The organism is Synechococcus sp. SYN20 (genome assembly GCF_014279555.1).
GTDB lineage: Bacteria > Cyanobacteriota > Cyanobacteriia > PCC-6307 > Cyanobiaceae > Synechococcus_C.
The window spans coordinates 460,849-472,877 of record NZ_CP047959.1 but is presented as its reverse complement, the minus strand read 5'-3'; the positions used below and the strand labels follow the sequence as shown (position 1 = coordinate 472,877).

20 protein-coding genes and 1 tRNA gene are annotated in these 12,029 nt (G+C 56.8%); 17 read left to right on the top strand and 4 right to left on the bottom strand.

Going from position 1 to position 12,029, the window contains the following annotated elements; translation table 11 throughout:
- Positions 1-7: 7 nt before the first annotated feature.
- The 4 genes from SynSYN20_RS02405 to SynSYN20_RS02390 form a co-directional block, all read right to left on the bottom strand.
- Positions 8-79: transfer RNA gene (locus SynSYN20_RS02405), tRNA-Gln, on the bottom strand.
- Between the two features lie 107 nt (positions 80-186).
- The gene (locus SynSYN20_RS02400; protein WP_186524587.1) at positions 187-1,821 is read right to left on the bottom strand and encodes an AAA family ATPase; all 1,635 of its coding nucleotides are present in this window, start codon (positions 1,819-1,821) and stop codon (positions 187-189) included.
- Positions 1,822-1,887: 66 nt separating this feature from the next.
- Positions 1,888-2,859, bottom strand: a complete 972-nt coding sequence (locus SynSYN20_RS02395; protein WP_255444489.1) for an LdpA C-terminal domain-containing domain — start codon at positions 2,857-2,859, stop codon at positions 1,888-1,890.
- A gap of 68 nt (positions 2,860-2,927) precedes the next feature.
- The gene (locus tag SynSYN20_RS02390; RefSeq protein ID WP_186524586.1) at positions 2,928-3,389 is read right to left on the bottom strand and encodes an NAD(P)H-quinone oxidoreductase subunit N; all 462 of its coding nucleotides are present in this window, start codon (positions 3,387-3,389) and stop codon (positions 2,928-2,930) included.
- A gap of 389 nt (positions 3,390-3,778) precedes the next feature.
- On the opposite strand from SynSYN20_RS02390, the gene rplC reads away from it, so the two are divergent.
- From rplC to rpsE, 17 genes are read left to right on the top strand one after another with little or no spacing between them, the layout of a single operon-like run.
- Positions 3,779-4,435 carry a 50S ribosomal protein L3 gene (gene rplC, locus SynSYN20_RS02385; protein WP_186524585.1) on the top strand — a complete coding sequence of 219 codons (657 nt, stop codon included), beginning with the start codon at positions 3,779-3,781 and terminating at the stop codon, positions 4,433-4,435.
- Positions 4,435-5,070: a 50S ribosomal protein L4 gene (rplD, locus tag SynSYN20_RS02380; protein ID WP_186524584.1), complete on the top strand. Its 636-nt coding sequence runs from the start codon at positions 4,435-4,437 to the stop codon at positions 5,068-5,070. The genes rplC and rplD overlap by 1 nt, the downstream gene beginning before the upstream one ends.
- Positions 5,063-5,365, top strand: a complete 303-nt coding sequence (locus SynSYN20_RS02375; protein ID WP_011618397.1) for a 50S ribosomal protein L23 — start codon at positions 5,063-5,065, stop codon at positions 5,363-5,365. Before rplD ends, SynSYN20_RS02375 begins: the two co-directional genes overlap by 8 nt.
- 15 nt (positions 5,366-5,380) lie before the next feature.
- Complete coding sequence (rplB, locus tag SynSYN20_RS02370) at positions 5,381-6,244, top strand: 50S ribosomal protein L2 (protein ID WP_186524583.1); 864 nt, start codon at positions 5,381-5,383, stop codon at positions 6,242-6,244.
- A 35-nt stretch (positions 6,245-6,279) separates the two neighbouring features.
- Positions 6,280-6,555, top strand: coding sequence for a 30S ribosomal protein S19 (gene rpsS / locus SynSYN20_RS02365; protein WP_186524582.1), 276 nt, complete (start codon positions 6,280-6,282; stop codon positions 6,553-6,555).
- A 4-nt stretch (positions 6,556-6,559) separates the two neighbouring features.
- Positions 6,560-6,925, top strand: a complete 366-nt coding sequence (gene rplV / locus SynSYN20_RS02360) for a 50S ribosomal protein L22 (RefSeq protein WP_186524581.1) — start codon at positions 6,560-6,562, stop codon at positions 6,923-6,925.
- Positions 6,926-6,946: 21 nt separating this feature from the next.
- Positions 6,947-7,678, top strand: coding sequence for a 30S ribosomal protein S3 (gene rpsC / locus SynSYN20_RS02355; RefSeq protein ID WP_186524580.1), 732 nt, complete (start codon positions 6,947-6,949; stop codon positions 7,676-7,678).
- Positions 7,679-7,694: 16 nt separating this feature from the next.
- A complete protein-coding gene (gene rplP, locus SynSYN20_RS02350) occupies positions 7,695-8,162 on the top strand; it encodes a 50S ribosomal protein L16 (RefSeq protein WP_186524579.1) in 468 nt (155 codons plus the stop codon).
- A 2-nt stretch (positions 8,163-8,164) separates the two neighbouring features.
- Positions 8,165-8,374 carry a 50S ribosomal protein L29 gene (gene rpmC, locus SynSYN20_RS02345; RefSeq protein ID WP_006854820.1) on the top strand — a complete coding sequence of 70 codons (210 nt, stop codon included), beginning with the start codon at positions 8,165-8,167 and terminating at the stop codon, positions 8,372-8,374.
- Between the two features lie 19 nt (positions 8,375-8,393).
- A complete protein-coding gene (rpsQ, locus tag SynSYN20_RS02340) occupies positions 8,394-8,660 on the top strand; it encodes a 30S ribosomal protein S17 (protein WP_186524578.1) in 267 nt (88 codons plus the stop codon).
- Positions 8,657-9,022, top strand: coding sequence for a 50S ribosomal protein L14 (gene rplN, locus SynSYN20_RS02335; RefSeq protein ID WP_186524577.1), 366 nt, complete (start codon positions 8,657-8,659; stop codon positions 9,020-9,022). Before rpsQ ends, rplN begins: the two co-directional genes overlap by 4 nt.
- A gap of 1 nt (position 9,023) precedes the next feature.
- Positions 9,024-9,380 (top strand): 50S ribosomal protein L24, encoded by a 357-nt coding sequence (rplX, locus tag SynSYN20_RS02330; RefSeq protein ID WP_186524576.1) that lies wholly within the window; start codon positions 9,024-9,026, stop codon positions 9,378-9,380.
- 49 nt (positions 9,381-9,429) lie between these two features.
- Positions 9,430-9,969, top strand: coding sequence for a 50S ribosomal protein L5 (rplE, locus tag SynSYN20_RS02325; RefSeq protein WP_006854816.1), 540 nt, complete (start codon positions 9,430-9,432; stop codon positions 9,967-9,969).
- A 19-nt stretch (positions 9,970-9,988) separates the two neighbouring features.
- Positions 9,989-10,390: a 30S ribosomal protein S8 gene (gene rpsH, locus SynSYN20_RS02320; protein ID WP_186524575.1), complete on the top strand. Its 402-nt coding sequence runs from the start codon at positions 9,989-9,991 to the stop codon at positions 10,388-10,390.
- 15 nt (positions 10,391-10,405) lie between these two features.
- Positions 10,406-10,945, top strand: a complete 540-nt coding sequence (rplF, locus tag SynSYN20_RS02315) for a 50S ribosomal protein L6 (RefSeq protein WP_186524574.1) — start codon at positions 10,406-10,408, stop codon at positions 10,943-10,945.
- A 33-nt stretch (positions 10,946-10,978) separates the two neighbouring features.
- On the top strand, positions 10,979-11,347 hold the full coding sequence (gene rplR, locus SynSYN20_RS02310) for a 50S ribosomal protein L18 (RefSeq protein ID WP_186524573.1): 369 nt from the start codon (positions 10,979-10,981) through the stop codon (positions 11,345-11,347).
- A 13-nt stretch (positions 11,348-11,360) separates the two neighbouring features.
- Positions 11,361-12,020 (top strand): 30S ribosomal protein S5, encoded by a 660-nt coding sequence (rpsE, locus tag SynSYN20_RS02305; protein WP_186524572.1) that lies wholly within the window; start codon positions 11,361-11,363, stop codon positions 12,018-12,020.
- Positions 12,021-12,029: the final 9 nt, after the last annotated feature.

Sequence of the window (12,029 nt, the reverse complement as noted above, 5' to 3'; positions counted from 1 at the left end):
GGAAAAACTGGGCCGCTAGGATTCGAACCTAGGAATGGCGAGACCAAAACCCGCTGCCTTACCGCTTGGCGACGGCCCATTAACCCCAGCTCAGCACCACCAAACTGGTGATCCCTGCTAGCGCATACATAGTTACCCACAACATAGTGACCTTCGTCAATCCACCTCTCACAACCAATCCCTGATTCAGGGTGGAAATACTCTCAGGCGCCGCTGGCCACTGCTGCCGTATACATCGCTGCGAAGCCGATAGCGAGTCACAAGGTCTGCCTGCATTTGGCGCACGTCTTCGCTGCGGGGAAGGAGCTCCACGGGACGACCCTGCGGAACCACCACTTGCTCGACAGCCAAGCGGCATTCCTCAAGAGCGGCAGAGGCGTCGAACTGATCACCAGAGTCCGCTGCGTCTCGATGGCTTACACCTGAATCACGTCGCATCAACAGACGCTCCAAAGCCCTCTCCACTTGAGGAAGGGTGTCGGATTTGATCACCAAAATCGGGACACCAGCGTCTCTCGCTTGACGACGCAGTTCAGGTTGACGGCCAAGGCCTTGGCGAACGCTCAGCACCACATCGGCCTGCATCAGATCTTCCACGGCCTGAACAGCCCAGTCATGACGGCGAACCGCTTCATCCAGCCGTTGCTCACTCAGGCCGCAACACAGAACCTGGAACAACTTGGGCGGTGCCTGAGGCATCATCCTTTCTGGCTGCGCAACACCCACTCCTAAGGATTGACCTGGGGTTGAATCCACGGGGTCTGGAAGCGGAACCGGCGCCAAGGAAGGACGCCTTAAGGGCGAGGGCGACACCTGGAGAGATTTCACTCGAAGAACGCGTCCATCCGAAGCCATTTTTCGCTCTTCAGAACTGGGCACTTGCCCGCGCAGCAAGGCATCAACCGCTCGTCCCACCTCTCGATAAACAGCCCAGCGACTGCGACTGTGCATCTCCACAGCCATGGTGAAGGTGGGTTCCGCTGCCCGTTCGAGCACCGTTTTCTGACTGCGACGACGGCGAGCCTCATCATCGCCAAGGGTGACGGATTCAATGCCGCCAATGAGATCACACAAAGTGGGATTTTTGATCAAATTGGACAGGGCATTTCCGTGCGCTGTCGCCACCAAGGTCACACCCCGTTCAGCAATCGTGCGGGCTGCACGCGCCTCCAACTCGGTACCGATTTCATCTATGACGATCACTTCGGGCATGTGGTTTTCCACGGCCTCGATCATCACGTGATGCTGAAGCTCTGGTCGAGCCACCTGCATGCGCCGCGCTCGACCAATCGCTGGATGAGGGATATCACCATCCCCGGCAATTTCATTGCTGGTATCGATCACCACGACACGCTTTCCCAGGTCATCGGCGAGCACACGAGCGATCTCGCGCAAAGCCGTGGTTTTACCGACCCCAGGCCGGCCCATGAGAAGCAAGGAGTCACCGCTATCGAGAAGATCGCGCACCATCTCCACCGTCCCAAACACAGCGCGCCCAACGCGGCAGGTCAGGCCCACCACTTCACCTCGACGATTACGAATGGCACTGATGCGATGCAAGGTTCGCTCAATACCCGCCCTGTTGTCGGAACCAAACTCACCAAGACGTTCCACCATCGCCTTCAGATCAGCACGCGTAATGCTGCTGTCTCCAAGAGGGATCGACCAACCGGAATAACGGGCTTCTGGGACACGTCCAAGGTCGAGGACAACCTCAAGGAGTTGGTCTCTCGACTCCGGCGAAGCCAACGAGGCTTGGAGCTCTGCAGGAAGCAAAGAGATGAGTCGGTTTAAGTCGTCGGTAATGCGCTCGGTCGTCATGGCTCACTCGCCCATCAGTCGGACCAAAAACAGTCATAGCAAGTGGAACACGGGGTCGGTGTTCGATCAGCTACGCCTCAACCAGGGCGTAATCAGTGTGCGCGCAGCTTGAAGAGACTGAGCCCAGCCATCCGGCCAATCGCGCAAGCGAGATCCTTGGTCTTGCGCAGCTTGAAAAAAGGGCTGAACGAGCGTTCTAGCTACACCACCAAAAGCAACACCAGCAGGTCCAATCGACCCGCCTTGGCATGGGAGCAAACCAAGTGTTGCTGTGTTGGTCCCACCAGCCAACTGCAATGGCCCAGGCGGTGCTAGGGGCTGAATCTGCTCCCAAAGACCAACGGCCGAACGAGCAGTTCCAACCCCAAGATCTCCGCTCATCGGACGGCCATCAAGTTGCCAAAGCGGGCGTTGCTGGTACGCACGCAAGGCCTGATGGCGCTGCCACAGTTCTTTGGAAAGCGACTCCACCGTGACCTGATGGCCTTCAAGTCCACAACTCACGGACAGCCGCTTCAAGGGAACATCAGCGAGACGAACCTGTTCAAGGGTGGCCTGAAAAGCATTCAAGCGCCCTGGAGCCGTGTGTATTTCCAATGCATCCGGACGCAAGTCGTGAAGAAGGGGAGCCAAGTCATTCAGACCCACTCGACGATCCAAGGATTCGATCAATTGAGGTGGGCATGCCGGCCAACAGCGACCGCACCCATAGCAAAGCCGTTCATCAACCCCAACCGTCGCTCGGATGGCATCGGCTGGACACACCCGTTCGCAAGGCCGTGAACAATCGGGGGGACAAAGGCCTGGATCGAAAACCGCCTTACGGAAATGGGCATCATTTCCATCGCTCACACTCACCATCAACCAAGGGCGGCGCCCAGTACGCTCCCAGGCCCAATCCAATCCGTCGCGGGCAGCACGCACAACGGCAGCATCAGCGGCCACGTCCACGCAATGAACACCTGCAACTGAAAAGAGCGCACACAGATCCCCAATCGAGGCCAAGTCTTGATTGCTGGCGCCACAAATCAACTTCACCCATGAGCCCTTGGCCAGAGCAAGCTCACCGGCATCCGCTCCCTGAAGAGCCGTTTTAACGGTGCAATTCAGTTGCTCAGCAGCTCCTTCATCGGTTGCCAGCGAAGACTTCGAGCGCCACCCATCTCCACAACCACTTTCAAACGAGGCTCTCGGCGACAAAGATCACATAGAGCCGACAATTCAGAGCGAGATAACACCTGGCCTTCAAGAAGCCAAAGCGCAACAGGCTTTGAGCCAAGCATCGCCTCACCGAGCAGTGGCATCACCTCTTGGACCTCGCCCACAGCGGCACCACGGCCAACGCTTTGATGCCCGAGATGGGGCGGACGGATTCCATGCTTTTGAAACAAAAACACCTCGGGGTCGCCCAAACCGCGGGCAGACGAAAGCTGCGTGCGATAGCCAGCTCCACGCAATCGCCTTAGCAACCGAGTTTCGGCTCCCCCTTCAAGGGGCGCGAAGAATGCCATGCAACCTGCTGACTCCAGCTCACGGCGGAAACCACGACCAGACAGCAGCAGCGGCATGAAATTGGATCGAATGACGAGATTCTGGCAGTTAATCGCCGCCAATTAATAACTTGATCGCAATGCTGTAGTGTCTTTGTTTGCACTGTTGAGCTGTGCCCGTCCGCTAGCCGGGCCTCCAGATCACAGAGCAGGTTCGGCGTTTGCGCCGGATCCTTAGGCCAGCGCAGTCTTACCAATTCATTGGTGGTACTGCCGAGAAACTCACCGAGCAAACCATTGCACGGAAAGTCTCAGCCAGCTGATTCGCTCGCTAGCTCCAATCCGGCTTCTTTTCCGCCACTGGCGAAAGGATGACGGTCATGACTGCGTTAATACGATCAGCGCCCTCTCAGGCCTCTTCATTCCTTAGTGAATAAGCGGTTGTTCACGCTGGCGTTCTTACCTCCATGTCTATCGGCATTCTTGGGAAGAAATTGGGTATGTCCCAGTTCTTCGATGAGCAAGGCAAATCCGTCCCGGTCACATTGATCGAGGCGGGTCCTTGCCGTATCACCCAGCTCAAAAGTTCAGAAACTGACGGCTATCAAGCCGTACAGATCGGCTTTGGCGAGATTCGCGAAAAGCTGATCAATAAACCAGCGAAAGGTCATCTCGCTAAATCTGGCGAAGACCTCGTTCGCCACCTAATTGAGTACCGCGTCGACGATCTCGACGGGATTCAATTAGGTGGAGCGGTCACCGTTGGTGACTTTGCGGCTGGTCAAAAAGTAGACGTCAGTGGCGACACCATGGGTCGTGGCTTTGCTGGTCTGCAAAAGCGCCATGGTTTTAGTCGTGGTCCAATGACGCACGGCTCCAAAAATCATCGCCAACCCGGTTCGATCGGTGCCGGCACAACGCCAGGCAGGATTTATCCAGGCAAACGGATGTCCGGCCGCTACGGAGGCAAAAAAATCACCACGCGTGGTTTGACGATCCTGAAAATCGACAGTGATCGCAACCTTCTCGTTGTGAAAGGTTCTGTTCCTGGAAAACCAGGTTCATTACTGAACATCCGTCCCGCAAACCGGGTGGGCGCCAAGCCCGCTAAAGGAGGTAAGTGATGGCTAATTGCATCGTTCGCGATTGGCAGGGTAAAGAGGCTGGCAAGGCAAGCCTTGACTTAAAGGTTGCCAAAGAGACCAGTGCCCTTGACCTGATGCATCGCGCTGTGCTGCGCCAGCAGGCTCACAGTCGCCAAGGCACCGCAAGCACCCTCACCCGTTCAGAGGTGAGAGGTGGTGGACGCAAGCCCTACAAACAAAAAGGTACGGGCCGTGCACGCCAGGGCTCTGTTCGCACCCCACTCCGTCCAGGTGGTGGCATCATTTTTGGACCCAAGCCCAGGTCCTACAACCTTGCAATGAACCGCAAGGAACGTCGCTCAGCCCTTCGTACCGCTCTCATGGCGCGTATTGAGGATCTCGTGGTGGTGAAGGATTTCGCGACCACGCTGACGACTCCCAAGACCAAAGAGATCATCGACGCTCTGGCGAGGCTTGACGTTTCCGCCACGAGCAAGGTTTTGATCATCCTCATCCAACCTTCCGAAGCGGTGCAACGCTCCATTCGGAATTTGGAAACGGTGAAGCTGATCGCAGCCGACCAACTCAACGTCTTCGATCTGCTCCACGCCAACAAGCTGGTGGTGGGCGAGGACGCTCTCGCAAAGATTCAGGAGGTCTACGGCGATGACTGAGCGCTTCACCGGACGTCTGGCCGATGTGATCCGCCGCCCGCTGATCACTGAAAAGGCCACCCGTGCTCTGGAACAAAACCAGTACACATTCGAGGTGGACCATCGAGCCGCCAAGCCCGACATCAAGGCTGCAGTCGAACAGCTCTTCGATGTCAAGGTCACGGGCATCAGCACCATGAATCCTCCTCGCAGGAGTCGTCGTATCGGCCGTTTTGCCGGTAAACGCGCTCAAGTGAAGAAAGCAGTGGTGCGCCTGGCTGAGGGCAACTCCATCCAACTCTTCCCTGAGTCCTGAGGGGGCTGAATCGTTATGGCAATTCGTACTTTCCGCCCCTACACCCCCGGTACCAGAACCCGGGTAGTCACAGACTTCAGTGAAGTCACCGGCCGCAAGCCGGAACGCTCCTTGGTGGTGTCCAAACACCGCCGCAAAGGACGCAACAATCGCGGTGTGATCACCTGCCGTCATCGCGGCGGTGGTCACAAACGCCTTTATCGCTTGGTCGACTTCCGTCGCAACAAGCATGGTGTTACCGCCAAAGTGGCCGCGATTCATTACGACCCCCACCGCAATGCGCGGTTGGCCCTTCTCTTCTACGCCGATGGCGAGAAGCGCTACATCCTCGCCCCGGCTGGGATCAGCATCGGCCAAACGGTGGTGTCAGGCCCTGAGGCACCGATCGAGGTCGGCAATGCCATGCCGCTCTCAGCCGTTCCCCTTGGTTCCAGTGTTCATTGCGTCGAGCTTTATGCCGGACGCGGTGGTCAGATGGTCCGTACCGCAGGAGCGAGTGCTCAGGTCATGGCCAAAGAGGGCGATTACGTCGCCCTCAAGCTCCCCTCCACAGAGGTACGCCTCGTGAGGCGTGAGTGCTTCGCCACTCTTGGCGAGGTTGGCAATGCCGAAATTCGCAACACCAGCTTGGGTAAAGCTGGTCGCCGCCGTTGGCTGGGGCGTCGTCCCCAGGTCCGAGGCAGCGTGATGAACCCTTGCGATCACCCTCATGGTGGTGGTGAAGGCCGTGCTCCTATTGGGCGCTCGGGTCCTGTCACTCCATGGGGCAAACCCGCTCTTGGCCTAAAAACCCGCAAGCGGAACAAGCCCAGCAACAAGTTCGTCCTCCGGAAACGTCGCAAGACGTCCAAGCGGAGCCGTGGCGGACGCGATTCCTGATGTCACTTACCGCTTTGCAGTTCGCTTAATCCGCCATGGGACGTTCTCTCAAAAAAGGCCCATTTATTGCTGACAGCCTTCTTCGCAAGGTTGAAAAGCAAAACGCTGCTGACGACAAGTCAGTCATCAAAACGTGGTCCAGGGCCTCCACGATTTTGCCGATGATGATCGGCCACACCATTGCCGTTCATAACGGCAGATCCCACGTTCCAGTCTTCGTGACTGAGCAAATGGTGGGGCACAAATTGGGTGAATTCGCACCCACACGCACCTTTAAGGGCCACATCAAAGATAAGAAAGGAGGCCGCTGAGACCATGACAACGTCATCCCCAACGGCAACCACTGCCCAAGCTCACGGCCGCTTCATCCGCGGCTCCGTCTCCAAGGTGCGTCGTGTACTCGATCAAATCCGTGGCCGCACTTACCGCGACGCGCTGATCATGCTCGAGTTCATGCCCTACCGCTCCACCGGTCCGATCACGAAAGTGCTTCGCTCCGCTGTAGCCAATGCCGAACACAACCTTGGACTTGACCCAGCAACCTTGGTCATTTCCCGGGCCATCGCTGACATGGGTCCATCCATGAAGCGGTATCGGCCTCGCGCTCAAGGTCGCGCCTTCGCGATCAAAAAACAGACCTGCCACATCAGCATTGCTGTGGCAGCTCAGACCGACTCCTGACCCCCCGAGCACACCGTCTGAATGGGAAACAAAATCCATCCAACCGGCTACCGCCTGGGGATCACCCAGGAGCACCGGTCACGCTGGTACGCATCCAGCAAAAATTATCCAGCCCTCCTGCAAGAGGACGATCGGATTCGCAAGTTCATTCACAAGAAGTACGGCTCAGCCGGCATCAGCGATGTGCTGATCGCTCGGAAAGCTGATCAACTTGAGGTTGAGCTCAAAACAGCACGCCCCGGTGTGCTGGTTGGCCGTCAAGGCAGCGGAATCGAAGATCTGCGCAGCGGCATTCAAAAGACCGTTGGTGATTCGAGCCGTCAGGTTCGGATCAACGTGGTTGAAGTAGAGCGTGTGGATGCAGACGCTTTCCTTCTTGCTGAGTACATCGCTCAGCAACTTGAGAAACGCGTGGCCTTCCGCCGCACCATCCGCATGGCCGTTCAGCGCGCTCAGCGAGCCGGCGTCCTTGGCCTGAAAATCCAAGTCAGCGGACGCCTGAATGGTGCCGAAATCGCCCGTACAGAATGGACGCGTGAAGGACGTGTGCCCTTGCACACCCTTCGCGCCGAAATTGATTACGCAACCAAAGTGGCCAGTACGACTTATGGCGTTCTGGGCATCAAGGTTTGGGTCTTTAAGGGAGAAGTTTTGAGCGACGACTCCCAGCAGCAGATCCCGGTGGGAGCCAATCCCCGCCGTCGGGGCGGTCGTAGGCCCCAACAGTTCGAAGACCGCTCAAACGAGGGTTGAACCGGAGGCCTAAATCATGCTGAGTCCCAAAAGAGTCAAATTCCGCAAACAACAGCGAGGCCGCATGCGCGGTGTCGCAACCAGAGGCAACACCATTGCCTTTGGTGAATTTGGTTTGCAAGCCCAAGAGTGCGGCTGGATTACTTCGCGTCAAATCGAAGCCAGCCGACGTGCCATGACCCGCTACGTCAAACGTGGCGGAAAAATCTGGATTCGAATCTTTCCTGATAAGCCCGTCACCATGCGTGCCGCCGAAACCCGTATGGGTTCTGGTAAGGGCAACCCAGAGTTCTGGGTTGCTGTGATCAAGCCAGGCAGGATTCTGTTCGAGATGGGCGGTGAGGAAATCACCCCTGAAATTGCAAAGGAAGCGATGCGCCTCGCGCAATACAAGCTTCCTGTCAAAACAAAGTTCATCTCTCTCGATGAACAGGAACAGCCAGCCGGCACTAAGGCTGCTGCCTCTTCAACCGTGGAGTCCTGACCATGGCACGTCCTACAGCAACAGATCTGCGCCAATTGTCTGACGCAGATGTCACCGAACAAATCGACGGCCTCCGCCGCGAATTGTTCGAACTCCGATTCCAGCAGGCCACTCGCCAGCTGGGCAACACGCACCGCTTCAAGGAGAGCCGTCTCAAACTGGCTCAGTTGCTGACGGTGCAATCGGAGCGCAAGCGCTCCGCTGCTTCCTGATCCTTAAGGAGAACCTTCCATGGCACTCAAAGAAAGGGTCGGCACCGTCGTCAGCGACAAGATGGACAAAACGGTGGTTGTGGCGGTCGAGAACCGCTTCCCCCACCCCATCTATCAAAAGACGGTCAGCCGCACCACCCGCTACAAAGCCCACGACGAAGACAACGCTTGTCGCGTTGGTGACCGTGTCCGGATTACCGAGACGCGTCCACTGAGCCGCCACAAGCGCTGGGCGATTGCTGAAGTTCTCAGTAAGAGCCCAAAAGCTGAGGAGGTGTCCAAGTGATTCAGCAGGAAAGCTTCCTCACCGTTGCTGACAACAGTGGCGCCAAACGGATCCAATGCATTCGTGTTCTCGGCACCAATCGTCGCTACGCGCACGTTGGTGACGTCATCGTGGCCACCGTCAAGGATGCGATGCCCAACATGGGCGTCAAAAAGTCAGACATCGTCAAAGCCGTCGTGGTTCGGACCAAAGCCACCATGCGTCGCGATACGGGTAACTCCATTCGTTTTGATGACAACGCAGCCGTGATCATCAACGACGACAAAAATCCAAAAGGCACTCGTGTCTTTGGTCCGGTTGCCCGTGAATTGCGGGAACGCAGTTTCACCAAAATCGTGTCCCTCGCTCCGGAGGTGATCTGAAATGGCTACCGCAACATCCAAAGCAGCCCCAGCTGAGCGCATCAAGATGCGCCTTCGTAAAGGCGACACCGTTCAGGTGATTGCCGGCAAAGACAAAGGCAAAACAGGAGAAGTCCTGCGCACCTTGCCAGACGTAAACCGGGTGATCGTGGAGGGACTCAATATGAGGACCCGTCACGTGAAGCCCACACAAGAAGGCGAAACTGGACGAATTATCACTGAAGAAGCATCACTCCATGCTTCCAACGTGATGTTTTATTCCACAGCCAAAAAGGTTGCCAGTCGCATTGAACTGATTACCGAAAAAGACGGCAGCAAAAAGCGCCGCCTCAAGAAAACAGGCGAAGTGATCGACTGATCACCTCAATTGCTCTTCTGACAAAGCCCAGAAGTCCTTTCCCCCAGCCATGTCACTAAAACAGCGCTATCGGGAGACCATTCAGCCAAAATTGCTGAAAGACTTGAGTCTCTCCAACATTCATGAAGTTCCCAAGGTGCTGAAAGTCACCGTTAACCGCGGACTCGGCGAAGCAGCCACCAATGCAAAATCTCTCGAGGCTTCGGTGAACGAATTGGCCCAAATCACAGGCCAAAAAGTTGTCATCACCAGAGCCAAGAAAGCCATTGCAGCTTTCAAAATCCGCCAGGGAATGCCGATTGGATGTGCTGTCACCCTCCGAGGTGATCGCATGTATGCGTTCCTAGAACGCTTCATCAACTTGGCGCTGCCCCGCATTCGGGATTTTCGAGGCGTCAGCCCGAAAAGTTTTGATGGCCGTGGGAATTACACCGTGGGAGTTAGAGAGCAAATCATCTTCCCTGAAATCTCCTTCGACAAGATCGATGCCATCAGAGGCATGGACATCACAATTGTGACGTCTGCCCGCACGGATGAAGAGGGCCGGGCCCTCCTCCGCGAGATGGGAATGCCATTCCGCAGCAACTGAGCCCCCCTCGGAAACCACTATGGCTAATCACGACCCAATTTCCGACATGCTCACTCGCATCCGCAATGCGAGTGAAAAACGTCACGAGTCCACAAAAGTTCCAGCTTCTCGCATGTCCCGCAGCATTGCCAAAGTGCTGCAACAAGAGGGATTTATCGCTGAAATCAGCGAGCAAGGCGAGGGCATTCGCACCGAATTGGTGCTGGAGCTCAAGTACAGCGGCAAACACCGCCAACCCACCATTCGCTCCATGCAACGGGTCAGTAAGCCTGGCCTTCGCATTTACAAAAACACGCGCGGCCTGCCCAAGGTCCTCGGAGGACTAGGGGTAGCCATCATCTCCACCTCCAAAGGAGTGATGAGCGACCGCGACGCCCGCAAGCAAGGCGTGGGCGGCGAAGTGCTCTGCTACGTCTATTGACCCGGAACCTGAACCATGTCACGTATTGGTAAAAACCCAGTCCCCATTCCCGACAAGGTGAATGTCACACTCAACGGTCTCGCCGTCACAGTGAAGGGACCCAAGGGTGAGCTCAAGCGCACCCTTCCTATTGGTGTAAGTGTCAGCCAGGTGGATAACTCCATCGTGGTGGCACCAACCAGCACAAAACGCACATCCCGTGAACGCCACGGTCTTTGCAGAACTCTCGTCTCCAACATGGTGATCGGAGTCAGCGAGGGTTACTCCAAAAAGCTGGAGATCGTTGGCGTGGGCTCAAGAGCCCAGGTCAAAGGCAAAACCCTTGTGGTGAGCGCTGGCTACAGCCACCCCGTTGAAATGGTGCCCCCTGAAGGCATCACTTTCACGGTTGAGAACAACACCAACGTCACCGTTTCAGGCACCGACAAGGAATTGGTTGGCAATGAAGCCGCCAAGATCCGCGCCATTCGTCCTCCCGAGCCCTACAAAGGCAAAGGGATTAAATATGCGGGCGAACGCATCCTGCGTAAGGCAGGCAAGTCGGGCAAGAAGTAATTCCCTGCCAGACACCCTTCAGCTTTACCCACCATGTCGACCCTTTCCCGCAAACAGCAGACCCAGAAACGCCACAGGCGTCTGCGTCGCCATCTCAGTGGCACTGCCGATCGTCCCAGACTGGCCGTGTTTCGCTCCAACAGTCACATCTACGCTCAGTTGATCGACGACGAAGCTCAGAGCACTCTGTGTTCTGCTTCAACCCTCGATAAAGATCTGCGATCCAGCCTCAAAGCTGATGGCAGTAGCTGTGATGCGTCAGTTGCCGTTGGTGACTTAGTGGCCAAACGTGCCATTGCCAAAGGCATTCAACAAGTTGTCTTCGACCGAGGCGGCAACCTGTACCACGGCCGGGTGAAAGCCCTTGCCGATGCCGCCCGGGAAGCGGGCCTTCAGTTCTGATCCTGCTCTCACTATGACGACCGAACCCAACAACCAGACCACCTCCAACGACGTGCCATCGGCTTCTGACGTTCCGGCAGCAGCTGAAGGTCAGGGCCAACAACAGGAGCAGCGCCGCGGCGGTGGCGGCGGCGGCGGTCGCGGTGACCGTCGCGGCGGTCGCGGCGACCGTCGCCGCGGTCAAGAACGTGATTCCGAATGGCAAGAGCGCGTAGTGCAGATCCGAAGGGTCTCCAAAACTGTCAAAGGCGGCAAAAAGATGAGCTTTCGCGCCATCGTTGTTGTCGGCAATGAGCGCGGTCAGGTCGGCGTTGGTGTCGGCAAGGCCGGCGATGTCATCGGTGCCGTACGCAAAGGCGTGGCCGATGCCAAAAAGCACCTGGTGAAAGTGCCTCTGACTCGCCACAACTCGATCCCGACTCTGTCGAATGGTCGTGAAGGCGCAGCAAGTGTTCTCATCCGCCCAGCAGCTCCTGGTACTGGTGTAATTGCCGGTGGATCCATCCGCACAGTGCTCGAGCTCGCAGGCATTAAAAATGTCTTAGCGAAACGCCTAGGAAGTAAAACTCCTCTCAATAATGCTCGGGCTGCCATGGTGGCCCTACAACTGCTCCGCACTCACAAGGAGACAGCCAAGGAACGGGGGATCTCCCTCGAGCAGATCTACTCCTGATTTCCTCCC